We start from the raw sequence: 25,009 nt of genomic DNA, 5'->3' as shown, positions 1-25,009 counted from the left end.
GACTTCCGCCGCAGGCTTTCCCGCCCCGGCGACCCGCCGCCCCGTTCGCCGTCCCAAGCCCTGAAGGATCTGCCATGACCCGCCACACCGACCCCGCCCAGATCGAGATCCGTGGTCGGTTGTCGCAGGATCGGGCGCTGGACGGGCTGACATGGCTGCGCGTCGGCGGTCCGGCGGACTGGCTGTTTCAGCCGGCGGATGTGGCGGATTTGCAGAGCTTCCTTGCCGCGCTCGATCCTTCGGTGGCGGTGTTCCCGATGGGCGTCGGCTCGAACCTGATCGTGCGCGACGGCGGGATTCGCGCTGTGGTGATCCGGCTGGGGCCGGCGTTCGGCACGATCGAAACGCAAGGCGATACCGTGGTGGCCGGGGCTGCGGCGCTGGATGCGCGGGTGGCCAAGCAGGCGGCAGAGGCGGGGATCGACCTGACCTTCCTGCGGACGATCCCCGGTGCCATCGGTGGCGCGGTTCGGATGAACGCGGGCTGCTATGGCAGCTACGTGGCCGATGTGCTGCGGTCTGTGCAGATCGTGACCCGTGACGGCGCGCTGCAGGATCTCGATCCGGCCGCGCTGGCGCTGGGGTATCGCAGGTCCAGATTGCCCGACGGCGCGGTCATCGTCGCGGCGACGCTACAAGGCGCGCCGGGTGATCCGCAGGAGCTTACGACCCGGATGGAGCAGCAACTGACCAAACGGGACGAGACTCAACCGACCAAGGACCGCACCGCCGGGTCGACGTTCCGCAATCCGGCCGGCTACAGCTCGACCGGGCAGGCCGACGACACCCATGATCTGAAGGCGTGGAAGGTCATCGACGACGCCGGGATGCGCGGTGCGACGCGGGGCGGGGCACAGATGTCGCCCAAGCATTCGAACTTTCTGATCAACACCGGTGACGCGACCGCCGCCGATCTCGAAGGGCTGGGCGAAGAGGTTCGGAAAAAGGTTTACGAAGCCTCCGGCATCCAGCTAGAGTGGGAAGTGCTGAGGATCGGCGAACCGGGCCCGGCACAGTCAAAAAGCTGAATACAGGTCTTCGTGCAGCCATGTGTAACGCTGCGCGATGTCATAAAAACAAGGGGCCAAAGCCCCGTGAAAGAGGCGGGTATGTCGAGCAGGGCAACCCCGAAAGTGGCAGTGTTGATGGGCGGTCCATCCGCCGAGCGTGACGTGTCCCTGTCAACGGGGCGCGAATGCGCCAATGCACTTCGGGAAGAAGGTTTCGAAGTCGTCGAGATCGACGCTGGCGCCGATTTGGCGGAGCGTCTGCGCGACATGGCGCCCGACGTCGTGTTCAACGCCCTGCATGGCCGTTGGGGTGAGGACGGCGCAGTGCAGGGTCTGCTCGAATGGCTGCGCCTGCCCTATACCCATTCTGGCATTCTGGCCTCCGCGCTTGCGATGGATAAGGAACGCACCAAGCAGGTGTTCCGGACCGCCGGTCTGCCGGTCGTCGACAGCGTCTTGGCCCATCGCGATGACATTTCCGCCCGTCATGTGATGCCGCCGCCCTATGTGGTGAAGCCCTTCAACGAAGGCTCGTCGGTTGGCGTCTATCTGGTGCAGGAGGCCGCCAACGGCCCGCCGCAGATCGCCGCCGACATGCCCGAGATGCTGATGGTCGAGACTTTCGCGCCGGGGCGGGAATTGACCACGACTGTCATGGGCGACCGCGCTTTGGGCGTGACCGATATCCTGACCGATGGCTGGTATGACTATGACGCGAAATACAAGCCGGGCGGATCGCGCCATGTGATTCCCGCCGAAATCCCGGATGAGATTGCCGCCGCCTGCCTCGATTATGCGCTGCGGGCGCATCGCGCGCTGGGGTGCCGGGGCGTCTCGCGCACCGATTTCCGCTGGGATGAGGCGCGCGGCCTCGACGGGTTGATCCTTTTGGAGACAAACACCCAGCCGGGCATGACGCCTACATCGCTGTCGCCCGAACAGGCCGCCCATGCGGGCAGCGACTTCGGCGCGTTCTGCCGCTGGATGGTGGAGGATGCCTCATGCGATCGCTGATCCGCCGGGGCAATGCCAAGCCGGAGGCAGGCAGCGCGCCTGCCGTCTCGGGGCGCAAGCGGCGCAAGGGGCGCGCCGCTCACGATCCTGCTCCGTCGCGTCTTGCCTATCGGCTGTCGCGTCTTTGGCTTACCCCGTCGTTTCGCCGGATGCTGCGGCTCGGCGTGCCATTGGCGCTTATCACCGGCGCGGCCGTGTTCTGGTTTCACGATGCAGGGCGCCGGCAGGCGATCACCGACCGCATCGCCGAGATTCGCCGTACCATCGAGGAACGCCCGGAATTCATGGTCCGCATGATGGCGATCGACGGGGCCACGCCAAAGCTGGGGCAGGCGGTGCGCGGGCTGGTGCCGCTGACCTTCCCGATCAGTTCGTTTGACCTTGACCTCGAAGAAATGCGCACCCGGATTGAGCGGCTCGATGCCGTGGCCCGGGCGCAGATCCGCGTCCGCCCCGGCGGGCTTTTGCATATTCAGGTGACCGAGCGTGTGCCGGAAGTGATCTGGCGAGTGGGCGATGCGCTCTACCTGCTGGACCGCGAAGGCCATCCTGTCGACCGGCTCGATCAGCGCACCGACCGCCCCGACCTGCCGCTGATGGCTGGGGTCGGCGCCCATGAACAGGTGGTCGAAGCGCTGGATCTGTTCGCCGCCGCCGAGCCGATGGAGGACCGCCTGCGCGGGCTGGTCCGTGTGGGCGAGCGGCGCTGGGACGTGGTGCTGGACCGCGAACAGCGCATCATGCTGCCCGAAGCGGGGGCCGTCGCCGCGCTGGAGCGGGTGATCGCACTCGATCAGGCGCAGGACATGCTCGCCCGGGACCTGTCCACCGTCGATATCCGTAACCCTGCCCGTCCAACGCTGCGCCTGACCGACTACGCCGTCGGGGAGATGCGTCGAATGCAGAGCTTGCAAGTGGGAGCCTACCGCCAATGACCGACCTCTATACCTCCCAGCGGGCGATGCGCCGGATGCGCAAGCAAGCGATGGACCGGGGCGTGGTGGCGGTGCTGGATGTGGGCACCTCGAAAATCGCCTGCCTTGTTCTGCGCTTTGACGGCCCGGAGAAATTCCGCGCGTCCGAGGGTGTCGGCAGCCTAGCCGGGCAGTCGAGTTTCCGGGTGATCGGCGCCGCAACGACCCGGTCCCGCGGTGTGCATTTCGGCGAAATCGACACGATGCAGGAAACCGAACGCGCGATCCGCACCGCCGTTCAGGCTGCGCAGAAAATGGGCAATGTCCGGGTCGATCATGTCATCGCCACCTTTGCCGGTGCGCGGCCACGGTCTTACGGGCTCGATGGGCAGATTGAACTGGCCGATAACGCCGTGACCGATGGCGACGTGGCGCGGGTGCTGGCTGCCTGCACCGTCCCCGATTTCGGCGATGCCCGCGAGGTGCTGCACGCGCAACCTGTAAACTTTGCCATCGACCATCGCTCCGGGTTGGCTGATCCGCGCGGACAGATGGGCAACCGGCTGGCGGCTGACATGCACCTGTTGACCGTCGACCGGTCGGTCTTGGAAAACCTGCTGTACTGCATCAAGCGCTGCGATCTGGAATTGGCCGGGGTGGCCAGCTCCGCCTATGTCAGCGGGATTTCTGCGCTGGTCGAGGACGAACAGGAACTGGGCTCCGCCTGTATTGATCTGGGCGGCGGCGCGACCGGCATTTCGATCTTTATCAAGAAGCACATGATCTACGCGGATAGCGTGCGGATCGGCGGCGAGCATATCAGCCTCGATATCTCGAAGGGGTTGCAGATCCCGCTGGCGACGGCGGAGCGGATCAAGACATTCTATGGCGGTGTCGTGGCCACGGGCATGGACGACCGCGAAATCATCGAGATCGGCGGCGATACCGGCGACTGGGAACATGACCGCCGCACCGTAAGCCGCGCGGAACTGATCGGGATCATGCGTCCGCGCGTGGAAGAAATCCTTGAAGAGGTTCGCACCCGGCTCGATGCCGCAGGCTTCGATCATCTACCCGCGCAACAGATCGTGCTGACGGGCGGGGGCAGCCAGATCCCCGGTCTTGACGGGCTGGCGTCCCGGATCCTTGGGCAACAGGTGCGTCTGGGTCGTCCGCTGCGCGTGCAGGGGCTGCCACAGGCGGCGACCGGCCCGGCATTCGCCAGCGCGGTGGGGCTGTGTCTGTTCGCCGCGCATCCGCAGGATGAATGGTGGGATTTCGACATTCCCGCGGACGGATATCCCGCGCGCAGTTTCAAGCGTGCCGTAAAATGGTTCAAGGAGAACTGGTAACACCCGGATGTGGTGGACTAACCCCGCATCCTGCGTCGAAAACGGCAGGTTTTCGCCAGATTTTGCGGCGATTTTTCGCTTTTGTGGTGACGTTCGGACCCGTTACCGATAGAATCGGACCCAAACAGGCAAGCCGGGCGCCGACCCCGGAACAAAAAACCAGACAGGCGGACCAGTCATGACATTGAACCTCACCATGCCCGAACAGGACGATCTGAAGCCGCGCATTACCGTATTCGGTGTGGGCGGGGCCGGCGGCAACGCCGTGAACAACATGATCGAGCAGGCGCTGGAAGGCGTCGAGTTCGTGGTGGCCAACACCGACGCGCAGGCGCTGCAGCAGAACCGCTCGCTCGCCAAGATCCAGATGGGCGTGAAAGTGACCGAAGGTCTGGGCGCAGGCGCGCGTCCTTCCGTCGGCGCTGCTGCTGCCGAAGAAACGATCGAAGAGATCGTCGATCATCTCGCTGGTGCGCATATGTGCTTCATCACCGCGGGCATGGGCGGCGGCACCGGCACCGGTGCGGCTCCGATCATCGCGCAGGCCGCGCGCGAACTGGGTGTGCTGACCGTCGGTGTCGTGACCAAGCCGTTCCAGTTCGAAGGCTCCAAGCGGATGCGTCTGGCCGAGGAGGGGATCGAGAGCCTCCAGAAGGTCGTCGATACGCTGATCATCATTCCGAACCAGAACCTGTTCCGCCTCGCCAACGACCAAACCACGTTTACCGAAGCCTTCGCGATGGCCGATGACGTGCTCTATCAGGGCGTGAAAGGCGTGACCGACCTGATGGTGCGTCCGGGCCTCATCAACCTCGACTTCGCGGATGTCCGCTCCGTGATGGACGAGATGGGCAAGGCGATGATGGGCACCGGCGAGGCCGAGGGCGAAGAGCGCGCGAAGCAAGCCGCCGAAAAGGCGATCGCCAACCCGCTGCTCGACGAGATCAGCCTGAAAGGCGCCAAGGGCGTCCTGATCAACATCACCGGTGGCTACGATCTGACGCTGTTCGAACTCGACGAAGCCGCGAACATCATTCGCGAGCAGGTCGACGACGACGCCAACATCATCGTGGGCTCCACGCTCGACACCGAAATGGGCGGCAAGATGCGCGTTTCCGTGGTGGCCACGGGCATCGATGCTGTCGAAGCTGCCGCCGAAATGCCGGTGCCGCGTCGTAGCCTCGCCAAGCCGCTTGAAAACGCCCGCGTCGAAGCCCCGGCCGAGCCTGCGCCCCAACAGCGTGCCGAGCCGGTCGCGGCCCGCACGTCGGCCCCCGCGCCGCAGGCCCGCACCGAAGAAGAGCCGAACCTCTTTGGCAGCTATGTGCCGCGCCAGCCGGACGTTCACGCCGAGGACGAAACCGACGATCTGCCGCCGCCCGCCTACCAGCCCGCGCAGCAGCCCGAGCAACTGGAAGCCGAAGAAGAGCCTGCCGACAGCTTTGTCGCACCGCAGCGTTCCGCCGCTGGCACGCCGTCCGCCGAGGCGCTCGCCCGTCTTCACGCCGCCGTCAGCCGCGTGCCGGGTCAGCCCGCTGGTGCCCCCGCACCGACCGGCAGCGCCCCGCAGGGCCAGCCGCAGCAGCCCGCTGCCCGTCCGGGCACCAATGCCGCCGCGGCAGCCGCCGCAGGTGACAAGGCGCGTTTCGGGATCGGGTCGCTGATTAACCGGATGTCGGGCCACGGCGAAGGCGAAGCACGTCAGCAGCCCGCCGCGCCGCGGCAGCAGCCGCCGCTTCAACAGCGCGCCAGTGGTGGTCAGCAGCCGGCCCAGCAGCCTGTGCAACATTTCGAGGAAGAAGCGGATCTCGATCCTGAACAGGAGCGTATCGAGATCCCCGCATTCCTGCGTCGTCAGGCGAACTAAGCCTGTCGCGCCAGAAATGTGCGTGATCTGACGTCGCGGTATTCTGCGCCGCAGCGTTACCGCAAAACTCAAGGGGTCGGCATCTGCCGGCCCTTTTTATTTCTGCCATACCAATGCCTTATGATTTCGCCGCGCTTCGCGTGACGCGGGTGAGATCCCTCCATCCGGGGCAATGTTACATGCGGTAGTAAAGATTGAGTTGAGGCCTCGGGACCGCTTCCTTATTTCATTTGTTGCCGGTCCATCACCGACCGGGCTTCGTGTTTCGGACATTGAATGATGCCGGATCAGGCCACGGGGCGAGCGACGATAGACACGCATTGTTCCGAGCAGAGGGGATCACCGTGCAGAATACGATCCGCACTTCCGTCACCCTGAAGGGTCTTGGTCTCCATTCCGGGGCGCCTGTCACGCTGACTCTGCGTCCCGCTCCGCGCGGCGCTGGTATCTTCTTCCGCCGCACTGACATCACGGGTGACGATCAGTTGATCCCCGCCCGCTGGGATCACGTTGTGCCGTCCCGCCTGTGCACCCTGCTGCGCAATGAAGCCGGCGTCACCGTGTCCACCGTCGAACATGTGATGGCCGCGCTGGCCGGATGTGGCATCCATAATGCGCTGGTCGAGGTCGACGGACCCGAAATTCCCATTCTGGATGGCTCCGCCGCGCCGTTTGTCGAGGAGATCCTCGATGCCGGTATCGAGCCGCAGGGCGGTGCGGTGCGCGCGATCCGCGTGCTGAAGCGCGTGACCGTCGAAGGCGATCAAGGCTCCGCGACTCTGCTGCCTGCCGACGGGCTGACCATCGATTTCGACATCGATTTTGCCGACCGTGCCATCGGGCATCAGTCCAAGACGCTGAACATGGCCAATGGGGCCTTTGTCCGGGAACTCTGCGACAGCCGCACGTTCTGCCGTCAGTCGGATGTGGATCAGATGCATGCTGCGGGTCTCGCTCTGGGTGGCACCACGCGCAACGCGGTCGTCGTCGATGGCGACCGGGTGTTGAGCCCCGGCGGCCTGCGTCACAGCGATGAGCCTGTCCGCCACAAGATGCTCGATGCTCTGGGCGATCTCTACCTCGCTGGCGGGCCGATTCTGGGCCGTTATGTCGGTCATCGTGCGGGCCACGCCATGACCAACCGCCTGCTGCGGGCGCTGTTCTCCACCCCCGGCGCGTATGAGATTGTCGAATGTGACGCCGCGACGGCCCGGCGCTTGCCGGGTGTCGGTGTGCGTCATTCCGATCTGGCCGCCGTAGCCTGAGACCTGAGCTACACCCATAACGTTCGAGTGATTCCGCAGCTGCGCGGGCTGCCGCTGCGGGGCAGGGAATCGGCACAGATCGAGCATTGGATCACGGAAATTTCTGTCTCCACCATGGTTATGGGGCGTGGAAAACATATGTTCACTTCCGGTCGCACTGAGCCAAAATCTGCAGCCAAAGACATTTTGCCTGCGAATTATCTGTGCTAGGACGAGCCGAACGAGTGGCGCGGACAAGGGTCGCGCGCCCGGGGACGAGACGGGGTAGGCAGAAGATGGCAGTACGCTGGTCGCGGTCCAGAACGGTCGGGATGGTGGCTCTTGTGGCGCTCCTGTCGGGATGCGGTGGCGGTGGTGGTGAACCTCCGCTCGAATCCTACAGCGCCGAAGAGATCTATCAGCGCGCGGAGTTCGATCTGGAAAATGGCAGCCCTGATGAGGCCGCTAGATATTTCGCCGAGGTCGAGCGCCTGTATCCCTATTCCGATTGGGCCAAGCGCGCGCTCGTGATGCAGGCCTATGCCCTGCACCGGGACCGTCAATACGAAGAAGCCCGCGCCGCTGCGCAGCGCTTCATCGACTATTATCCCGCAGATGAGGACGCTGCCTATGCATCCTACCTGCTTGCGCTGTCCTATTACGACCAGATCGATGAGATCGGTCGCGATCAGGGGCTGACCTTTCAGGCGTTGCAGGCGCTGCGTGACGTAATCGAGACCTATCCCGATACCGAATACGCACGTTCCGCCATTCTCAAATTCGATCTGGCCTTCGATCATCTCGCGGCCAAGGAGATGGAGATTGGGCGCTATTACCTGCGTCATCGGCACTATACGGCGGCGATCAACCGATTCCGTGTGGTGGTCGAGGAGTTCCAGACCACGACCCACACGGCAGAGGCGCTCCACCGGCTGGTTGAGGCCTACCTGTCACTGGGTCTGACCAGTGAGGCTCAGACCGCAGGCGCGATCCTTGGCCATAACTTCCGGTCGACGCAGTGGTATCAGGACAGCTTCGAACTGCTTGCCCGCAATAACCTGCAAGCGCAGGCGCAGGGCGACAGCTGGCTGGCTCAGATCTACCGCCAGACGGTGAAGGGACAGTGGCTCTGATCGCAGCCCGCTTTCCGATAGCGATGCCCCGCGCGGGCTCCGGCTTTAATGTCGGGGTCTGGCCGGGCCTGAGGGTGACCCGATGCTGCGCGGTCTAGAGATCCGTGACCTGCTGATTATCGACAAGCTCGACCTGACCTTTGCGCCGGGTCTGAACGTGCTGACCGGTGAAACCGGCGCGGGCAAATCCATCATGCTGGATGCGCTCGGCTTTGTGCTGGGATGGCGCGGGCGGGCGGAACTGGTGCGGGCCGGGGCCGCTCAGGGCGAAGTTACCGCCGAATTCGATCTGCCTGCCGAACATCCGGCTCACGCGGTGCTGGAGGAACTGGGGCTTGCCGCCGATGGCGAGTTGATCCTGCGCCGCGTCAACACCGCCGAAGGCCGCAAGACCGCATGGATCAATGACCGCCGCGCCTCGGGGGAGGTGCTGCGCAGGCTCTCCGACCTGCTGATTGAGCGGCACGGCCAGCATGATGATCGCGGCCTGCTTAATCCGCGCGGTCACCGGCAGTTGCTGGATGCGTTCGGAGGCGACGAGACCGAAGCAGCGCTGACTGCCACGCGGGAGGCATGGCGCGCCCGGTCCCGCGCGCGCACGGCGCTTGCCGAGGCCCGCGCACGGGTGGAGGCGCTGGCCGCCGAGGAGGAGTTCCTCCGCCACGCGGTCGCTGAGCTGGATAAGCTTTCCCCTGAACCGGGCGAGGATGCGAGCCTCGACGCGGCCCGCCGCATGATGCAGGGCGCGGCCCGTGTCCGCGAGGACATCTCGCGCGCCTATCAGGCGGTCAGCGGCGACGGCGCCGATGGGATGGTCACCGACGCGCTGCGCTGGCTTGACGGGGCCGCCGCGGGGCTGGGCGACGAAATGGAGCAGCGCCTGACCGGCCCGCTGGAGGCGTTGACCCGCGCGGCGGAGGCCTTGGGCGAAGCGGAGCAGGGCATTGCGGAGCTTTCCGACGCGCTCGATTTTGATCCCGGTGAGTTGGAGCGCACCGAAGAGCGCCTGTTCGCGATCCGGGGGCTTGCCCGCAAACACAACGTGCTGCCCGACGATCTGGCCGGATTTGCAGAGGAGTTGCGCACGCGCCTCGACGCGCTTGATGCGGGTGCGGATACGCTGCGCGACCTTGACCGCGCTGCTGCCGCTGCCGATGCTGCCTACGCCCATGCGGCGGATGCGTTGACCGCGATGCGCCGCGCCGGGGCCACGCGGCTCGACCAAGCGATGGCCCGCGAACTTGCACCGTTGAAGATGGAGCGCGCCCTGTTCCGCACCACGGTGGAGCCCGGTGACGCGGGACCGGAGGGACACGATGCGGTCGCCTTTACGGTTGCCACGTCGCCCGGCGCACCACCGGGGCAGCTCAACAAAATCGCATCAGGTGGGGAGTTGTCGCGCTTTCTGCTGGCGTTGAAGGTCTGCCTGACCGGGGCGGACACCACCCGCCGCACGTTGATATTCGACGAAATCGACCGCGGCGTCGGTGGGGCCACCGCCGATGCGGTGGGTCGACGGCTTCAGATGCTGGCGCAGGGCGGGCAGGTTCTGGTCATCACCCATTCGCCGCAGGTCGCAGCACTCGGTGCGCATCACTGGCGGGTCGAGAAACGTATTGACGGGGAAATCACGACCTCCACCGTCGTGCCACTGGCCCCCGAGGATCGGGTAGATGAACTGGCGCGGATGCTGGCCGGCGATACGGTCACGGACGAGGCCCGCGCCGCCGCGCGCGCGTTGCTGTCGGCGCAGTAGCCACGGCGCAAGCTGCCCGTAGCGGCACGCGCCCCGCAGGGTCAGCTTTCCCCGCCGGTCAATTCGGTCGCGACGTTGTATTCGGTCAGTTCCTCGTCCAGCAGGATGTAGATATCCTCAGGCGGGGTGGCGAGAGAATGCTTCATTAGCCGCAGGTCGATGCCCATCCCGTCGAGATAGGCGACCACCTCTGCCTGACTAAGTTGAATGTCCTTCACGGCCAGAAAGGCTGGCAGCACTGTGCTTTCGCCATAGTAATGCTGATGCACGCCAACCCACGCGCCGCGGGCGATCACGCGTTCGGTCCCGGCCATCAGCATATAAGGGCAGGCCGACAGGCAGACGCCCGTGGCCTCCATCGCGGTGTCGATCGCCTCGGCGCGGATCTGACGCCCAATCGCCAGCGCATCCCCGACAGAGCCGCCGGGCGAGTGCAGCACCAGCACCTCGGGCGGGGTGGGCAGGCTGGCGCGCCAATCGGCATACCGTGCCGCGTCGCCGGGCTGGATTTCGCCGCTGATTAAATAACGACCGGGGGTCTCGGCGGCGGTGAAGGTCAATTCCGTCGGCATGTCCGGGCTGCCTGCGGGCATCTGGATCCCGGGGCGCGACGGGCTGACCCGATCCGCGGGCAGGGTGCGGGGATCGAACCGTCGGGTCTGGTCGCCGGGCCGCACGGGCGCGTCGAGGGCGGGCGCATTGGTGCGCCGATCCGTCAGCAGATCCGGCAGTATCGCAAAGAAATCGCCCGCCAGCAGCGCCAGCGCGATCCCGACCTGCAGCCCAAGGATACCTCGGATGACGGCCCCGGTGCCAAACGCCATCAGCGATCCGCCCCGGCGGATTTACCATGCGCGGTGCCAAGCGCAGCGATCGTCCCGCGCTGAGGTTCACCCGGATCGGCGGATGCGCCCGCAGTCATCGGCACGGCATCGGCGGGATCAGGGGTGGGCGCGGGGGCAGGGGGCGCAGCCTGTTGTCCGCCACGCGGTCCCATCCCGCTTTCCACATCGCGCAGCGCGGCCATTGCGGCGCGCAGTTCGGCAAGCGTCAACGTATCCTCCACCGTCACCCGGTCCCGACCGGATCGGATCGCGGCCTGCACGACCATCAGCACAAAGACCAACACCGCCGGCAGCAGGTCGATGGCAATGGCCCCGGCCCAACTGGGCACAAAGTTCTCGGCATAAAGGATCACTGCGTCGGCGCTGCTGATGGGGGTGTAGGCGACCTCGGCCGGGGTGGGCATTGTCATCACCTCCTCGGCGGCGGCGCGTAGCGTTTCGGCGCGCTGACCCAACACCTGCAACACCGAATCGATAGTCGCGGCCTGCCCGGTGCGCACGGCCTCGCTGGTTCCATCAAGCTGCGGCAACACCACCGAATCCGACAGATCCTGCGCCGCGCGCTCCACTAGGGGCGCGACCGAAAGCTGCCGCAACTGCGCAATGATCCCCGCCAGCCGCACCGCCTGTTCGGAGAACGTCACCGACCGGCTTTCGACCGAGCCGGTTTCGACCGTCAGCGCGCGCATCCGGCTCAGGATCTCGTTGCCCTGTTGAAACGCCTGATCGACCCGGGGCGTCTGACTGGCAATCTGTTCTTCGAGCGAGGACAGTTCCGCAGATTTCTGCCGCAGCACCCGGAACACGGCGCCGCGCCCGGCAATGCCGGACAGGTCGCCGGTGGCTTCCTGTTCGCTCAGGTCTTCGAAACTTTGACGGACGCGGGCCACGTCGCGCTCCAGCCCCTGCGCGGAGATCGCGATCTCATGCGCGCGTTCGAGAGAGGACTGATATTCCTGCACCGTCGAGGCCAGATGTTGTTCCACCGCCGCGGCACCGGCGAGCGCGGCCGCGTTCAGCCAGCTCGACATGGCGATGATGGCGACCGACCCTAATGCCATCGACAGCATCAGCCCGATCCGCGCGCCTGCGGTGCGCACGGCGGGCAGCAGCCGCATCAGATAGGACCAGAACACAAAAATCCCGACCGACACCGCGATGGAATAGGCCACGGCGGCGAAGAAGCTGAGCGCGCCATTATCGTCGAGCAACGACGACACCCCAAGATAGGTGTAAATCCCGGACGCCACGGCGAGCACGCCAAGCGCGGTGGGGGTAAAGGTGCTGAGCACGCCGAGATGGCCCTCAAGCTCCTTGGAATGCCGCAAGGCCTGTGCCTCGGCCCGGCTGATCGGCGCGTCGTCGCTCATGTGATGAAATTCCCCTGTCCTGCCCAATGGATAATAGGCGCGGATCAGCCGATTCCCAAATGCACAGGTTTCACTGTTTCGTTGGGCCGTCGCCGCAGGGGGTCAGGGCGCCTGCGCGGGCGCGATCTCTGCTGCGTCCACGCCAAAGGCCCGCAGCACCGTTTGCGCCTCGGACGCGGGCAGCGCGTGCCGCGCGATGTAGTCCAGTTTGCCGCCCAGTTTGCCACGACGCCCGATCATGTTTTCGCCATGACCGATGACGTATAGCGCGGCAGGAAACGGCACCGGCTGCATATGCAGGCCGAAATACTCCATCCGCGCCGGGATTGCGGCATGGGCCTTCATCTCGTTCAGCACGGCGCCCGACGCACGATTGCGGCGCAGGTCGAAATGCACGGCATTGGAAGAGCCGCAGATCCGGTTGAGCGCCTTGAGCCCCTCCCGCTCGGCCAGCGGCGCCACTTCGCCGGTTGCGATGTTCCACAGGTAGCCTTCGGGCAGGAAATAGCCTGCGGCGTTGTGATCCTCGACGATGTGGCGGACTAGATCGGGATGCGCGATGTCGTCGGCGTCAAACTGGAACAGGTAGCCTTCGTCCCGGCGGCTGCGCAACAGGTGCCGCACGATCGCGCGCCGTTTCAGCCCCTTGTCGAAGTAGCGATCAGAGCCGGTGAAGCGCACGAACGCGACATTGTCGGGCAGCGTGATGCCATCAGGCGCGTCTTGACCGCACAGGATCACCGCCCAGCGATGGGAGCTTTGGCGGCGCAAACTGTCGAGCGTCCGGGCAAGGTTGGCGCAGACCTCTTCCCAATTGTCCGAGCGCCGCCGGGACACCAGCGGCATCGCGAACACGACCACCGGATCGGTGCCCGCGACCGTGTCGCCGCGCTGCCATTGCCAGATGCGCCCCTTCAGCCGCATCTGGGCAGGGGTCTTGCCCCGGATCACGGCGCGCAGGGTATCGAACATGGACATGGGGGATGCTTCCAAAACAGGATCGGGCGCGTCCGTGAAACCACGAAACGCGCCCGGACCGTAAAAGCGGCGGGGACCGCACGCAACCGTTGAGGCAACGAATTCCCGAGGACCTGTTTTTACAGGTGGGCGCCAGGTAACCGGACCAGGATCCGGACAGAGCCAGCTCCCTCGGAATTGCTTAAGGCCACCGGAATTTGACCTCGTCACGAGTAGGGCAGATCCGCCAAGCCCGGAGATAAGGCGACCATGCGCCTCCGACAAGGGGCAGCATGCAAAAGGAGTGCAGCTATACGGTGCCGCGCCGTTTAGGCGCGTGATCCCCGCAGGCCCGTGATCTCCGACGCCCACTTGCCAAATGTTCCCGTTGTGTTCATGATGCCGCCATGCCTGATGATACGCAAAACCCTTCCGCGTGGGAGCAGACCCGCGCGCTTGGCGCCCCCCCGCCGGAGCCCCGGCCCGGTCAGATGCTTGCACGCGGGGTCTGCCGCCACATGCTGTCGCACGGGTTTGTCACGGTGGAGGAGCTGGTGCCCACGCCCGGCTTGCGCGTCGATGTGATGGCGCTTGGCCCCCGGGGCGAGGTCTGGGTGATCGAGTGCAAATCCTCGCGCGCAGATTTCACCTCTGACCGCAAATGGGAGGGGTATCTGGAATGGTGCGACCGGTTTTTCTGGGCGGTGGATGATGCGTTTCCGACCGACCTGCTGCCCGAAGGCACGGGTCTGATCGTGGCGGACAGCTATGACGCGGAAATTCTGCGTATGCCGGCCGAGGCGAAGCTGCCCGGCGCGCGGCGCAAGGTCATGATGCAGAAATTCGCCCGGCACGCGGCGCGGCGATTGCAGGCCCTGCGCGATCCGGGGCTCAGCCTTTCTTGCTGATCATTTCGGCGCGCTGCGCGGCAAGGCGGATTTCCTCGGCGATCTCCAGCGCTTCTTCCGGCTCGAAATCCATCGGGATCTCGACACCGTCGGCCTCGATATAGATCCGCACCATGCCAAGGCTGGTCGGCCCGATTTGCAGATTGGCGGCCATATCGCTTTGCTTGTCGATGCCCATGTCGCGGCTCCCGTGATTTCGGCCTTCGGGAATAGACCTGCGCGGGGCCATGATCAAGGGGTGGGCGTGCCGCCAACGCGCCGTCGCGGGAGGGGCGAAGCCGCCTGCGCTGACGCCACGCAAAATCCCGACAGCGGGCCTTGCATTGCGGTCCCGCCCGGAGTAAGTGACAGCCCCGTCGGGATCGTCCGACGCGATGTGCCGCCTTAGCTCAGTTGGTTAGAGCGCTGGATTGTGGATCCAGAGGTCCCCCGTTCAAGCCGGGGAGGCGGTACCATACCCCCTCACGCCTGTTCTGCTGTCTTGTGCCCCTGACCTTTGCGTCATGCGGATCTGTCACGCGCGGTGATCCGTAATTAGGCTGCGAATGATGCAAGAGAGCATCTTGCAAAGACCGGGCAGGGCAGGGTAAGACCCCGCGCACCGGGTGGTTAGCTCAGTTGGTAGAGCGTCTCGTTTACACCGAGGATGTCGGGGGTTCGAGCCCCTCACCACCCACCATTTCCCCCATCCGCGCCGCGCCCGGCGCAGGCATCGCGGTTCTGGATTGCTACCTCCTCCGCCGCCGTCACACAGTCTTGCCCCCCTGCGCTGACCCCACGCCATCGCGCGGGAACGTGGCCCAATTTCCGATTGCAGGGGAGGGGGCTCTTCGCTATGACACCGCCACGCGGCACCCGTAGCTCAGCTGGATAGAGCGCTGCCCTCCGAAGGCAGAGGCCATAGGTTCGAATCCTATCGGGTGCACCATTATTCCCTTACCGCTTATCCACGAGAAGAAGCAGCTGATGGTGCAAGGCGCTGACTTGGCTCAGCTTTCCTGCATCTGGCCGCATTTGCGCGATTTTTCTAGCTTTTTTCATCGCGGACATATGCCGGGTCAACATTGCTCAGTTAGCAAAATGAGCCCTGCCATTCGGAAGCGGATGCCGAGCGAGATGCACGCGCGACGCTTCCGGGAGGGGCTCATATAGCCGACCGGAATGCACTGTCCGCGTTGCGGATCGGCGGCCTCGTCGGCGCTGCGCGGAAGAACCTGAGCAGACGCACTTTTGGCGCAGAGAAGCGTTTCGGAGTGTCGATGCGCAATGTCGGCTCGGGCCCTCTTTGTCACCGGAGCCCTGACCCAACCGCCGGACCTGTCCGGGTCGGGTCAGAGCCGTGGGATCCTAAGCGGCCTCGGAGAGGGTGAATCCGACCCGGTCTCCGTGCCCGAGGCTGTAGCCGAACTGGATCATCATTTCGGTCATGGGCTCCAGATAGCGGGCGTTCGACAAGCTCCCCGCGTTTATAGCCGTCAACTTCATTTCCTGCACAAGTGCCACCACGGCGTCCACGGCCGCCGGGTCGTCGCCGGCGACGAAGACCGGCAGCGTGCAGGTCTTGCCATCGGCATGATCCGCCAGCACTGAGGCGAAGATCGTGTTGAAGGCCTTCACCACCTGCGACTGTGGCAGAGCGCGAGCGATCTCTTCGGCCCCGGAGGTCTTGTGACCAACCGTGAGGCTCATGAAATCCGGCGCGAGCGGGTTCGTAATGTCGATCACGGTCTTGCCAGCCAGTGCGTTTGCGACGCGGGGTTGCGCCGCTACCGCGAGGGCCTGCTCGTATTTCAGAGCAAGCACGACGAAGTCCGCCGTGACCAGGCCACCTGACGGGTCGTCCTTGCTGCCGAAAGACGCAACGTCGTGCCCGGCACCCTTGAGAATGCGGGCCAAGGGTGCGCCCATGTTGCCTGTGCCCAGTATCGCGATCTGCATGTCCAGTCTCCTTGCTGTTGGATGTTATGGACATATCGGCGGCACGCCGTGCATACTCGCCGCAAGATGACAAAAAATACGGTGATCCCGCCAAATCGGCAACTGATCGACCCAGATCGCGTCGGGGCGGCCCTGTTCGTTCTGTCGGATCGTCACGCCAGAATCTCCGGACCCTGGCACAGCCACCGCCGCCTTCAGCTTCTCCACGTCAGCGAGGGCGCCCTGTTAGTGGAAACCGACGCGGCCCGTTACGTCATCCCGCCCCAGCGGGGTGTATGGGTAGCGCCTGGGACTCGGCACCGAATTCTGTCGCGCACACCATTCTGGCTTACGACCTGCTATATTGACGTCGACCACTGGGACATGGCGCCTATCTCCACCTGCGCCGTGTCGGTCGATCGCCTGTCTGACGCGCTGCTGATCGCCGTAAGCGCGTTCGGCGAGACAGGGCCAAACACGCCCGCCGAGAAGCGGATGGTCGAGGTCCTGAAAGATTGTCTTTCGGCTTTGTCGACCTTCGATCTGGTTCTGCCCATTCCGCGAGGCGACAGGTTACGCCGGCTGACGGACCAACTGCTGACAGATCCTGCGCGCTCCGGGACACTCGCGGTCCTTGCGGCCGAGGCGGCCCTCAGCGAGCGAACGGCGGCGCGCCTTTTCAAGTCCGAGACCGGCCTCTCGTTCGGCACATGGCGGCTGCATTTACGGGTGCAGGCGGCTCTGGCCCATCTCGCGGCAGGATCAAGCGTGACGGAGACCGCCTATGCCGTCGGCTACAGCGATGTCTCGTCCTTTATCGAGGCGTTCAGAACGGTCTGCGGTCAGACGCCCTATCAGGCGATGAAGAGCCGCTCGGACGCAGCACGTGAACGGTAGCTTCGTCCGCATAGCCGACCTTCAGGACGAAAGAATTGGGTGCTGATGCTGGCGCTTCTTTGGTGGATAAGCAGGTTGCCTTTATCTAATCGGCACCCCGTTCGATTTTTTGCACCACGTTTCTGTTACGCGTAACAGATACGCTCATCTCAGGTCATTCCGCCGCTTCTGCCGTGACAGGGCGCGCCACCCTGCGCCGGATGTGCCGCGACGACCGTCTGCGGTTTATACGCCGCCGGGCGCGTTGCCTTGGCTTCGTCGCGGCCCTATATCCGGGGCATGATAGGTGATTTTCTCAAGCGGCTGACCCAGCCCGACCCCGCGCCGATGGCGGATCTCGACAGTCAGCTGGCGCTGGCTGCCCTGCTGGTGCGCATCGCCCGCTCCGATGACGATTACGCCCAGATCGAGATGGAGCGGATCGACCGGATTCTTGCCACGCGCTACCGGCTCAATCCGGCCGAGGCGCGCAGCCTGCGCAGCGAAGCCGAAGCGCTGGAGGCCGAAGCCCCCGATACCGTCCGCTTTACCCGCGCGATCAAGGACAGCGTGCCTTATGCGCAGCGGATCGGCGTCGTCGAAGCACTATGGGAGGTCGTGCTGGCCGATGGTTCGCGCGATCAACAGGAAGATGCGCTGCTGCGGCTCGTGGCGTCGCTCCTTGGGGTTGAGGATGTGGATAGCAATACGGCGCGCATGAAAATCGAAAAACGGCGGAAGCGCTGATTTCGCCCCGATGTCGGCGGGCGCGACGCACCGCTGATCGCGCGCCTCCGGTTTGCCTGCCGACCCGGTCCAAGCCGGACCGGGACGGTGCCTTGCAAAAAGGCCGTTGCGACATGCCCTAGGGTCATCCAGCCCGCCCCTGTTGCATCCGTCGCAAATTTGCGCCCTAAATTCCCCTGACAGCCCTTGTGACGGTTCTCAAATGCCGGTGCCCCTTGCCTGACACCCCTGCCGCAGCCGCGGTTACAGATCCCGCCCAAAGTTCACCCGCGTCTCAGACGCCGGTGATCGAATTGCGCGACATCCATAAGGCCTATGGCCCGTTGGAAGTGCTCAAGGGCGTGTCCCTCGCCGCGCGGCGGGGACAGGTCGTGTCGCTGATCGGCTCCTCCGGGTCTGGCAAGTCAACGCTTCTGCGCTGCGCCAATCTGCTGGAAGACAGCCAGTCCGGCGAGGTGGTGTTTAACGGTGAGCCGGTCCGCTGGAAGGGATCTGCCATGTCGCGGCGGCCTGCGGACCACGCCCAAGTCACCCGCATCCGCACGAACCTGTCGATGGTGTTCCAGCAGTTCAATCTGTGGGCGCATATGTCGATCCTGCAAAACGTGATGGAAGCGCCGGTGACGGTGCTGGGCCGCCCGCGCGCCGAAGTGGAGCCGATGGCGCATGAGCTTCTGGCCAAGGTCGGGATCGGCGACAAGGCCGACGCCTACCCTGCGCAACTTTCTGGCGGTCAGCAGCAGCGGGCCGCAATCGCGCGGGCGCTGGCGATGCAACCGCAGGCGCTTTTGTTCGATGAGCCGACCTCCGCGCTCGATCCTGAACTGGAACAAGAGGTCGTGCGGGTCATCAAGGCGCTGGCCGAAGAGGGCCGCACCATGCTGATCGTCACCCACGACATGCGGCTGGCCGCGGACGTGTCCGATCACGTCGTGTTCCTGCACAAAGGTCTGATCGCCGAGGAAGGCCCGCCCGAGCGGCTGTTCGGCGCGCCGCAGACCGACCGGCTCAAACAGTTTCTGTCGGCCACCGCCAACTAGGCGGGACCGTCACAACGTCCGGCGGACCACGCCGGCTTTCGACCACCCAACCGGGAGATATCACATGAAGATCACACATCTCGCCGCGGCCGTTCTGGCACTTGGCACCACAGCCGCCCAAGCGCAGGACGTCGTCCGCATGGGCACCGAGGGCGCCTACCCTCCGTATAACATGATCAATGAAAGCGGCGAGGTCGACGGCTTCGAGCGCGAAGTGGGCGATGAGCTGTGCAAGCGCGCCGAACTGACCTGCGAATGGGTCACCAACGACTGGGACAGCATCATCCCCAACCTGACCTCCGGCAACTACGACACCATTCTTGCGGGGATGTCGATCGTCGCGGAGCGTAAGGAAATCATCGACTTCACGCAGAACTACTTCCCGCCCGCAGCATCGGCCTATGCGGCACTGTCCGAGGATGCGGATGTCGAAGGCGGCATCGTCGCCGCGCAGACCAACACCATTCAGGCGGGCCACGTCGCCGAAACCGGCGCGACCCTGCTGGAATTCGCGACCCCCGACGAAACGCTGGCCGCCGTGCGCAATGGCGAGGCCGACGCGGTCTTCGCGGATAAGGATTTCCTTGCACCGGCGGTCGAGGAATCGGGCGGTGAGCTGGTCTTTGTCGGCGACGACGTGCCGCTCGGCGAGGGCATCGGCATCGGCCTGCGCAAATCCGACGATGAACTGGAAGAGAAGTTCAACGTCGCCATCACCTCCATGAAGGAAGACGGCACGCTAAACGAGATGATCCTCAAATGGTTCGGCGACGACGCCAAGACCTTCGAGTGATCTGAGCACGGGCCGGGGCGGCGACGTCCCGGCCCGGCCTCGCGCGCCATGTTCGCCTATTGCACCGACCCAGATACGCTTGCCGGTTTTGCCTGGTGGTCCTGTTACCTGACCACCGGAACCCATATGGCGTTCTACACCAGTTTCGGCACCGTGCTGCTGCTGCTGGCCATCACCGCGCCGGTGTCGCTGGCCTTCGGTTTTGCCGGGGCGATGGCGTCGCGGGCGCGGTTCGCGCCGCTGCGCTGGTTGGGTAAGACCTATACCGCGATGGTGCGCGGCGTGCCCGATATCCTGTTTTTCCTGTTTTTCGTGATCGCGCTGGACCAAGCGCTGGAGTGGCTGCGCCATCAGGTCAAATGCCCTGATTGGGACCGGCCCATTCGCGACGGCGCCGAATTCGTCGTGTGCAGCGCGGCAAAGCTGCCGCTCTCCTCCACGCCGCAGGTCTGGCACGAGGTTTACGGCTTTGCGCTGGCGGTCGTGACCTTTGCGATCGTGTTCGGGGCGTTCGCCTCCAACGTGCTTTACGGCGCCATGCAGGCCGTGCCGCGGGCGCAGATGGAAACCGCCGAGGCCTATGGCATGACCCATGCGCAGGCGTTCCGGCGGGTGATGGTCCCGCAGATGTGGATCTACGCGCTGCCCGGTCTGTCGAACCTGTGGCTGATCCTGATCAAGGCGACCCCGCTTCTGTTTCTGCTGGGCGTCGAGGATGTGGTCTACTGGGCCAAGGAACTGGGCGCGTCGAAGACCCGCGCCTATGCCTATCCGCACCCTGACTGGCGGCTTTGGTATTTCATCGCGCTCTTGATCTTCTACCTGCTGATGACCCGCGTTTCCGAAGTGGCTCTGGCCCGGCTGACCCGCCGACTGAGCCACGGTCAGGCCACGATGGCCGGAGAGGAGATGCGCCGGACATGAGCTGCGTCGAGACCATATCCGCCTATGCCTTGCGTTCCCTCGGGCTGGGCGAACGCCTGCTGCCCCGCGGGACTGAGATCACCCTGTGCGAGCAGGTGACGCTGATCGGCTCCGGCATGATCTGGAACGTCTATTTCGGGGTGCTGGCGCTCATCGCGGGGTTCTTCCTCGCCACGGGGCTGGCGCTGGCAAAGAACTCTCCCATCTGGATGCTGCGGCGGCCTGCGGGGTGGTTCATCTTTCTGTTTCGGGGCTCGCCTCTCTTTATCCAGTTCTTTCTGGCCTATGAGCTTTTCACCCTGCTGCCGCGCGACGGGTTGAGCCTGAACCTTGGCTTTACCGTGCTGACCGCTGAGACCAGTTGGCTGACGCGCGCATGGGCCGGGGCGCTCATCGTGCTGTTTCTCAACACCTCCGCCTATTCCGCCGAGATTTTCTACGGTGCGCTGCGCACCGTGCCGCGCGGCGATCTGGAAGCGGCGGATGCCTACGGGCTGACCGGCTGGTCCAAATTTCGCCGGGTGACATGGCCCACGATGCTGCGGCTGGCATGGCCCAGCTACACCAACGAGGCGATATTCCTGTTCCATGCCACAGCGCTGGTGTTTTTCTCCGGCTTTCCGGCATGGAAGCAGAAAGGCGACGCGCTTTACTATGCGTCTTATTTCGCGGACAAGACCTTCAACCCGTTCGTGCCATACCCCATCGCGGCGGGCTATTTCGTCCTGCTGACGCTGGTGGTGATCGGTGTGTTCGGTGCGGTGAACCGGCGGCTGAACCGGCACCTGCCGCAGGAGCGCCGCCCGCGTCTGCGCATTCGTCCGCAGATCATTCGATGACACCGTTTCAACGCAGGTGACCCCATGACCATCCCCGCCGATGCGCGCACGATCCGCGTGGCGATTGCCGATCTGAACGGTCAGCCGCGGGGCAAACGTATGCCTGCGGGCTATGCGGATAAGCTGGGTGCGGGCAGTGTCCGCATGCCGCTTTCCGCGCTCAACGTCGATATCTGGGGGGCCGATATCGAAGACAGCCCGCTGGTGTTTGAAACCGGCGATGCCGACGGCACCTGCCACCCGACGGAACGCGGCGCGGTGCCGATGCCGTGGCTGGCGACGCCCTCGGCGCTGGTGCCGATGACCATGATGTCGGGCGGGGTGCCCTTTGCGGGGGATCCGCGTGCGGCACTGGCCCGGGTGCTGGATCGCTACGCGGCGCGCGGCTGGCGGGTGATGGCCGCGACGGAGCTGGAATTTTACCTGATCGACGACAGCGGCAAGCGCCTGCGCCCGCCACGTTCGCCGCTGACCGGCGCGCGGCTGCGCGGCAATGCGATCCTGTCGATCCGCACGCTCGACGCCTTCGATGCGTTCTTCACCGATCTCTATGACGGGGCGGAGGCGATGGGCATCCCGGCGCAAGCTGCGATTTCGGAAAGCGGGATCGGTCAGTTCGAGGTCAATCTGCTGCATGACGAGGCCATGCGCGCCGCCGACGATGCGTGGCTGTTCAAGCAACTGGTCAAGGGCGTCGCTCGCGCGCATGGCATGGTCGCCAGTTTCATGGCGAAGCCATGGTCGAACGAACCCGGCAACGGGCTGCATGTGCATTTCTCGGTGCTCGATGCGGAGGGACGGAACGTGTTCGATAATGGCGGGGCCGAAGGCACGCCGTTGTTGCGCCACGCCATCGCCGGTTGTCTTGAGGCGTTGCCCGGCTCTTCGCTGATCCTTGCGCCGCATCTTAACAGCTACGACCGGCTTACCCCCGGCAGCCACGCGCCCGTCAACGCCAGTTGGGGCTATGAGAACCGCACCGTCGCATTGCGCGTGCCCGGCGGCCCGCCTGCCGCGCGCCGGATCGAACATCGCGTGGCCGGGGGCGACATCAATCCCTATCTGCTGCTGGCCGCGATCCTTGGCGCTGCGCTGAGCGGGATCGAGGCAGAGCGCCCCGCGCCCGACCCGGTGCAGGGCAATGCCTACGATCTGGCTGGCACGCAGCCCGGCATGGCGGCGGATTGGGCCACCGCGATCGAGCTTTTCGCGACCTCGCCGCAGATCGCCGCAATCTTCGAACCGCTGTTGATCGAGAACCTCGTGCGCACCAAACGGCAGGAACAGGCGAAACTTGCCGCGCTGGCCCCGGAATACCGGATGGCGCCCTATCTCGAAACCGTCTGACGGGGCCTTGGCGACGGGGCAGGGCGCCGCCCATGTCGCGCCAGCCCCCCTTGTCCGTGACCGACCCTCTGATAGTGTCCTTGCGACCAACTATGCAGGTTTCCATGCTCATCGGCATTCTACAGACCGGCCATGCGCCGGACCCGATCCAACCGGATTACGGGGACTATTCCGACATGTTCGAACGGCTTCTTGGCGGGCAGGGGTTCACCTTCCGCACATGGAATGTCGTCGATATGGACTTTCCGACCTCCACCGACGCCGCCGATGGCTGGCTCATCACCGGCTCCCGTCACGGCGCCTATGAGGACCATCCTTTCATCCCCCCGCTGGAGGACACGATCCGCGCGATCTATGCCAGCGGCAAGCCGATGGTCGGGGTGTGCTTTGGCCATCAGATCATCGCGCAGGCCTTGGGTGGCCGGGTGGAGAAATTCGCCGGCGGCTGGTCCGTCGGGCGGCGGGCCTATGACTACAAAGGCGCGCAAATCCACCTCAACGCGTGGCATCAGGATCAGGTTGTCGAACGCCCGGCCGATGCTGAAACCATCGCCAGCAATGACTTCTGCGCCCATGCGGCGCTGGTCTATGGCGACCGGGTCTATACTATTCAGCCGCATCCGGAATTTGGGCGTGGTGTGATCGAGGGGTTGATCGCCCATCGCAGCAGCACGGTGCCAGACGATCTGGTCGATGCCGCCCGCGCCGCGCTGCCCGAGCCGGTGGCGCAGGATCGCATCGCCCGCGATATTTCCGAATTCTTCCGCAAGGAGCGCCGCGCATGAGCACCGCCGACACCCGTGACTGGACCTACCAGTTGCCGCAAGCGACCCGCGACTACCTCGAAGGGCGGCGTCTCGATGAGGTGGAATGCGTCGTGGCTGACCTCGCCGGGGTTGCACGCGGCAAAGCGATGCCCGCGTCGAAATTCGGCACTCAGACCCATTTCTACCTGCCGAACTCGATCTTTCTGCAAACCATCACCGGCGATTGGGCGCAGATCAGCGATGAGCCGTTTACCGAACCGGACATGGTGCTGACCCCGGATTTCAGCACCGCGACCGCCGCGCCGTGGACCGCCGACTGGACCATTCAGGTGATCCACGACATCACCACCCAAGATGGCGAACCTGTGCCGGTGGCGCCGCGCAACGTCCTGCGCCGGGTCTGCGATCTTTATCGTGCGCGGGGCTGGAACCCTGTTGTGGCCCCTGAGATGGAATTCTACCTCGTGGCGCCGAATATCGATCCCGGCTCCCCGATCGAGCCGCCGATGGGCCGGTCGGGTCGCCGCGCCGCCGCGCGGCAGGCCTATTCGCTCTCCGCGATTGACGAATACGGCACCGTCATCGACGACATTTACGATTTCGCCGAAGCGCAGGGGCTGGAGATCGACGGCATCCTGCAAGAAGGCGGCGCCGGGCAGATCGAGATCAACCTGCGCCACGGCGATCCGGTGCGGCTGGCGGATGAGATCTTCTTCTTCAAGCGGCTGATCCGCGAGGCGGCGCACCGGCACAACTGCTACGCCACCTTCATGGCGAAACCCATTCAGGACGAGCCGGGCAGCGCCATGCACATTCACCATTCGGTGGTGGATGTGAACACCGGCGCGAATATCTTCTCGCAGGCGGATGGCAGCGAAAGCCCGGCGTTCCGGCACTTTATCTCGGGTATGCAGCGGCACCTGCCGTCGATCACCGCTGTCATGGCGCCGTATGTGAACAGCTACCGCCGCTATGTGCGCGACCACTCCGCACCGATCAACCTTGAATGGGGGCGCGACAACCGCACCACCGGGCTGCGGGTGCCCGTCTCCGGTCCCGAAGCGCGCCGCTTGGAAAACCGCATCGGTGGCATGGACGGGAACCCGTATCTCAGCATCGCGGCCTCGCTTGCCTGTGGCTATCTCGGCCTGATCGAACAGCAGGAGCCGACCGAGGAATGCACCGGTGACGCTTATTCCGACGACGAAGGCATTCCGCGCACCTTTGGCGAGGCGCTGGACCTGTTTGCCGAAGCCCCCGCGATTCGCGAGGTTCTGGGCGAGGAGTTCTGCGAAGCCTACAGCGCCGTGAAGACGCTGGAATATTCGGAGTTCATGCAGGTGATCAGCCCGTGGGAACGCCAGCATCTGCTGCTGAACGTCTGATCCG

23 protein-coding genes, 3 tRNA genes and 1 other RNA gene are annotated in these 25,009 nt (G+C 64.8%); 21 read left to right on the top strand and 6 right to left on the bottom strand.

Annotation, left to right across the window (positions count from 1 at the left end):
• Positions 1 to 74 precede the first annotated feature (74 nt).
• From murB to recN, 8 genes are all read left to right on the top strand, one after another.
• A complete protein-coding gene (gene murB, locus CBW24_RS12045) occupies positions 75 to 1,028 on the top strand; it encodes a UDP-N-acetylmuramate dehydrogenase (RefSeq protein ID WP_097373737.1) in 954 nt (317 codons plus the stop codon).
• Between the two features lie 81 nt (positions 1,029 to 1,109).
• Positions 1,110 to 2,024, top strand: coding sequence for a D-alanine--D-alanine ligase (locus CBW24_RS12040; protein WP_198405181.1), 915 nt, complete (start codon positions 1,110 to 1,112; stop codon positions 2,022 to 2,024).
• Positions 2,012 to 2,959: a cell division protein FtsQ/DivIB gene (locus CBW24_RS12035; protein WP_097373736.1), complete on the top strand. Its 948-nt coding sequence runs from the start codon at positions 2,012 to 2,014 to the stop codon at positions 2,957 to 2,959. The genes CBW24_RS12040 and CBW24_RS12035 overlap by 13 nt, the downstream gene beginning before the upstream one ends.
• Positions 2,956 to 4,290: a cell division protein FtsA gene (ftsA, locus tag CBW24_RS12030; protein WP_097373735.1), complete on the top strand. Its 1,335-nt coding sequence runs from the start codon at positions 2,956 to 2,958 to the stop codon at positions 4,288 to 4,290. The genes CBW24_RS12035 and ftsA overlap by 4 nt, the downstream gene beginning before the upstream one ends.
• A gap of 178 nt (positions 4,291 to 4,468) precedes the next feature.
• Positions 4,469 to 6,157: a cell division protein FtsZ gene (ftsZ, locus tag CBW24_RS12025; protein ID WP_097373734.1), complete on the top strand. Its 1,689-nt coding sequence runs from the start codon at positions 4,469 to 4,471 to the stop codon at positions 6,155 to 6,157.
• Between the two features lie 344 nt (positions 6,158 to 6,501).
• Complete coding sequence (gene lpxC / locus CBW24_RS12020; protein WP_097373733.1) at positions 6,502 to 7,422, top strand: UDP-3-O-acyl-N-acetylglucosamine deacetylase; 921 nt, start codon at positions 6,502 to 6,504, stop codon at positions 7,420 to 7,422.
• 275 nt (positions 7,423 to 7,697) lie between these two features.
• Positions 7,698 to 8,534, top strand: a complete 837-nt coding sequence (locus tag CBW24_RS12015) for an outer membrane protein assembly factor BamD (protein ID WP_097373732.1) — start codon at positions 7,698 to 7,700, stop codon at positions 8,532 to 8,534.
• A gap of 82 nt (positions 8,535 to 8,616) precedes the next feature.
• Positions 8,617 to 10,290 carry a DNA repair protein RecN gene (gene recN / locus CBW24_RS12010; protein ID WP_097373731.1) on the top strand — a complete coding sequence of 558 codons (1,674 nt, stop codon included), beginning with the start codon at positions 8,617 to 8,619 and terminating at the stop codon, positions 10,288 to 10,290.
• Positions 10,291 to 10,331: 41 nt separating this feature from the next.
• Here recN and CBW24_RS12005 read toward each other — a convergent pair whose 3' ends face one another.
• The 4 genes from CBW24_RS12005 to ssrS form a co-directional block, all read right to left on the bottom strand.
• A complete protein-coding gene (locus CBW24_RS12005) occupies positions 10,332 to 11,114 on the bottom strand; it encodes a COG3904 family protein (RefSeq protein WP_088664789.1) in 783 nt (260 codons plus the stop codon).
• Positions 11,114 to 12,505 (bottom strand): hypothetical protein, encoded by a 1,392-nt coding sequence (locus tag CBW24_RS12000; RefSeq protein ID WP_232529769.1) that lies wholly within the window; start codon positions 12,503 to 12,505, stop codon positions 11,114 to 11,116. Before CBW24_RS12000 ends, CBW24_RS12005 begins: the two co-directional genes overlap by 1 nt.
• Before the next feature lie 102 nt (positions 12,506 to 12,607).
• A complete protein-coding gene (locus CBW24_RS11995; RefSeq protein ID WP_097373730.1) occupies positions 12,608 to 13,483 on the bottom strand; it encodes a hypothetical protein in 876 nt (291 codons plus the stop codon).
• Between the two features lie 69 nt (positions 13,484 to 13,552).
• A non-coding RNA gene (gene ssrS, locus CBW24_RS11990) (6S RNA) lies at positions 13,553 to 13,710 on the bottom strand.
• Positions 13,711 to 13,953: 243 nt separating this feature from the next.
• On the opposite strand from ssrS, the gene CBW24_RS11985 reads away from it, so the two are divergent.
• Positions 13,954 to 14,370, top strand: coding sequence for an MmcB family DNA repair protein (locus CBW24_RS11985; protein ID WP_232530322.1), 417 nt, complete (start codon positions 13,954 to 13,956; stop codon positions 14,368 to 14,370).
• Here CBW24_RS11985 and CBW24_RS11980 read toward each other — a convergent pair.
• Positions 14,354 to 14,548 carry a DUF6324 family protein gene (locus tag CBW24_RS11980; RefSeq protein WP_097373729.1) on the bottom strand — a complete coding sequence of 65 codons (195 nt, stop codon included), beginning with the start codon at positions 14,546 to 14,548 and terminating at the stop codon, positions 14,354 to 14,356. The two genes, CBW24_RS11985 and CBW24_RS11980, sit on opposite strands and share 17 nt — an antisense overlap.
• A 200-nt stretch (positions 14,549 to 14,748) precedes the next feature.
• Here CBW24_RS11980 and CBW24_RS11975 point away from each other — a divergent pair.
• The 3 genes from CBW24_RS11975 (at position 14,749) to CBW24_RS11965 (ending at position 15,298) form a co-directional block, all read left to right on the top strand.
• Positions 14,749 to 14,825 (top strand) — tRNA-His (locus CBW24_RS11975).
• 148 nt (positions 14,826 to 14,973) lie between these two features.
• Positions 14,974 to 15,049 (top strand) — tRNA-Val (locus tag CBW24_RS11970).
• Positions 15,050 to 15,221: 172 nt separating this feature from the next.
• A tRNA-Arg gene (locus tag CBW24_RS11965) sits at positions 15,222 to 15,298 on the top strand.
• Positions 15,299 to 15,717: 419 nt separating this feature from the next.
• On the opposite strand, the gene CBW24_RS11960 is transcribed toward CBW24_RS11965, so the two are convergent.
• Complete coding sequence (locus tag CBW24_RS11960) at positions 15,718 to 16,308, bottom strand: NADPH-dependent F420 reductase (RefSeq protein WP_097373728.1); 591 nt, start codon at positions 16,306 to 16,308, stop codon at positions 15,718 to 15,720.
• Between the two features lie 48 nt (positions 16,309 to 16,356).
• Between CBW24_RS11960 and CBW24_RS11955 the strand changes: the two genes are divergently transcribed.
• The 9 genes from CBW24_RS11955 (at position 16,357) to CBW24_RS11915 (ending at position 25,005) form a co-directional block, all read left to right on the top strand.
• Positions 16,357 to 17,184, top strand: coding sequence for an AraC family transcriptional regulator (locus CBW24_RS11955; RefSeq protein WP_198405180.1), 828 nt, complete (start codon positions 16,357 to 16,359; stop codon positions 17,182 to 17,184).
• Positions 17,185 to 17,463: 279 nt separating this feature from the next.
• Positions 17,464 to 17,910 carry a tellurite resistance TerB family protein gene (locus CBW24_RS11950; RefSeq protein WP_088664795.1) on the top strand — a complete coding sequence of 149 codons (447 nt, stop codon included), beginning with the start codon at positions 17,464 to 17,466 and terminating at the stop codon, positions 17,908 to 17,910.
• A gap of 284 nt (positions 17,911 to 18,194) precedes the next feature.
• A complete protein-coding gene (locus CBW24_RS11945; RefSeq protein ID WP_232530321.1) occupies positions 18,195 to 18,950 on the top strand; it encodes an ABC transporter ATP-binding protein in 756 nt (251 codons plus the stop codon).
• 64 nt (positions 18,951 to 19,014) lie between these two features.
• The gene (locus CBW24_RS11940) at positions 19,015 to 19,743 is read left to right on the top strand and encodes a transporter substrate-binding domain-containing protein (RefSeq protein WP_088664796.1); all 729 of its coding nucleotides are present in this window, start codon (positions 19,015 to 19,017) and stop codon (positions 19,741 to 19,743) included.
• Between the two features lie 48 nt (positions 19,744 to 19,791).
• The gene (locus tag CBW24_RS11935; RefSeq protein WP_097373725.1) at positions 19,792 to 20,667 is read left to right on the top strand and encodes an ABC transporter permease; all 876 of its coding nucleotides are present in this window, start codon (positions 19,792 to 19,794) and stop codon (positions 20,665 to 20,667) included.
• Entirely contained in the window at positions 20,664 to 21,506 is an 843-nt protein-coding gene (locus CBW24_RS11930; protein ID WP_097373724.1) for an ABC transporter permease, read from the top strand. The genes CBW24_RS11935 and CBW24_RS11930 overlap by 4 nt, the downstream gene beginning before the upstream one ends.
• 24 nt (positions 21,507 to 21,530) lie before the next feature.
• Complete coding sequence (locus CBW24_RS11925; RefSeq protein ID WP_097373723.1) at positions 21,531 to 22,853, top strand: glutamine synthetase family protein; 1,323 nt, start codon at positions 21,531 to 21,533, stop codon at positions 22,851 to 22,853.
• Between the two features lie 104 nt (positions 22,854 to 22,957).
• Positions 22,958 to 23,638: a type 1 glutamine amidotransferase gene (locus tag CBW24_RS11920; protein ID WP_097373722.1), complete on the top strand. Its 681-nt coding sequence runs from the start codon at positions 22,958 to 22,960 to the stop codon at positions 23,636 to 23,638.
• Positions 23,635 to 25,005, top strand: coding sequence for a glutamine synthetase family protein (locus CBW24_RS11915; protein WP_088664800.1), 1,371 nt, complete (start codon positions 23,635 to 23,637; stop codon positions 25,003 to 25,005). Before CBW24_RS11920 ends, CBW24_RS11915 begins: the two co-directional genes overlap by 4 nt.
• Positions 25,006 to 25,009 lie beyond the last annotated feature (4 nt).

It is taken from the genome of Pacificitalea manganoxidans, from assembly GCF_002504165.1.
Classification (GTDB): domain Bacteria; phylum Pseudomonadota; class Alphaproteobacteria; order Rhodobacterales; family Rhodobacteraceae; genus Pacificitalea; species Pacificitalea manganoxidans.
Note: the sequence above shows the minus strand (reverse complement) of the source record. Positions and strands in the feature narration are given on the sequence as shown.

Bases quoted from the DNA above. Each gene is read 5' to 3' on its own strand.
- murB (WP_097373737.1), top strand. From the start codon at position 75: ATGACCCGCCACACCGACCCCGCCCAGATCGAGATCCGTGGTCGGTTG.
- CBW24_RS12040 (WP_198405181.1), top strand. From the start codon at position 1,110: ATGTCGAGCAGGGCAACCCCGAAAGTGGCAGTGTTGATGGGCGGTCCA.
- CBW24_RS12035 (WP_097373736.1), top strand. From the start codon at position 2,012: ATGCGATCGCTGATCCGCCGGGGCAATGCCAAGCCGGAGGCAGGCAGC.
- ftsA (WP_097373735.1), top strand. From the start codon at position 2,956: ATGACCGACCTCTATACCTCCCAGCGGGCGATGCGCCGGATGCGCAAG.
- ftsZ (WP_097373734.1), top strand. From the start codon at position 4,469: ATGACATTGAACCTCACCATGCCCGAACAGGACGATCTGAAGCCGCGC.
- CBW24_RS12015 (WP_097373732.1), top strand. From the start codon at position 7,698: ATGGCAGTACGCTGGTCGCGGTCCAGAACGGTCGGGATGGTGGCTCTT.
- recN (WP_097373731.1), top strand. From the start codon at position 8,617: ATGCTGCGCGGTCTAGAGATCCGTGACCTGCTGATTATCGACAAGCTC.
- CBW24_RS12005 (WP_088664789.1), bottom strand. From the start codon at position 11,114: ATGGCGTTTGGCACCGGGGCCGTCATCCGAGGTATCCTTGGGCTGCAG.
- CBW24_RS12000 (WP_232529769.1), bottom strand. From the start codon at position 12,505: ATGAGCGACGACGCGCCGATCAGCCGGGCCGAGGCACAGGCCTTGCGG.
- CBW24_RS11995 (WP_097373730.1), bottom strand. From the start codon at position 13,483: ATGTCCATGTTCGATACCCTGCGCGCCGTGATCCGGGGCAAGACCCCT.
- CBW24_RS11985 (WP_232530322.1), top strand. From the start codon at position 13,954: ATGCTTGCACGCGGGGTCTGCCGCCACATGCTGTCGCACGGGTTTGTC.
- CBW24_RS11980 (WP_097373729.1), bottom strand. From the start codon at position 14,548: ATGGGCATCGACAAGCAAAGCGATATGGCCGCCAATCTGCAAATCGGG.
- CBW24_RS11960 (WP_097373728.1), bottom strand. From the start codon at position 16,308: ATGCAGATCGCGATACTGGGCACAGGCAACATGGGCGCACCCTTGGCC.
- CBW24_RS11950 (WP_088664795.1), top strand. From the start codon at position 17,464: ATGATAGGTGATTTTCTCAAGCGGCTGACCCAGCCCGACCCCGCGCCG.
- CBW24_RS11940 (WP_088664796.1), top strand. From the start codon at position 19,015: ATGAAGATCACACATCTCGCCGCGGCCGTTCTGGCACTTGGCACCACA.
- CBW24_RS11935 (WP_097373725.1), top strand. From the start codon at position 19,792: ATGTTCGCCTATTGCACCGACCCAGATACGCTTGCCGGTTTTGCCTGG.
- CBW24_RS11930 (WP_097373724.1), top strand. From the start codon at position 20,664: ATGAGCTGCGTCGAGACCATATCCGCCTATGCCTTGCGTTCCCTCGGG.
- CBW24_RS11925 (WP_097373723.1), top strand. From the start codon at position 21,531: ATGACCATCCCCGCCGATGCGCGCACGATCCGCGTGGCGATTGCCGAT.
- CBW24_RS11920 (WP_097373722.1), top strand. From the start codon at position 22,958: ATGCTCATCGGCATTCTACAGACCGGCCATGCGCCGGACCCGATCCAA.
- CBW24_RS11915 (WP_088664800.1), top strand. From the start codon at position 23,635: ATGAGCACCGCCGACACCCGTGACTGGACCTACCAGTTGCCGCAAGCG.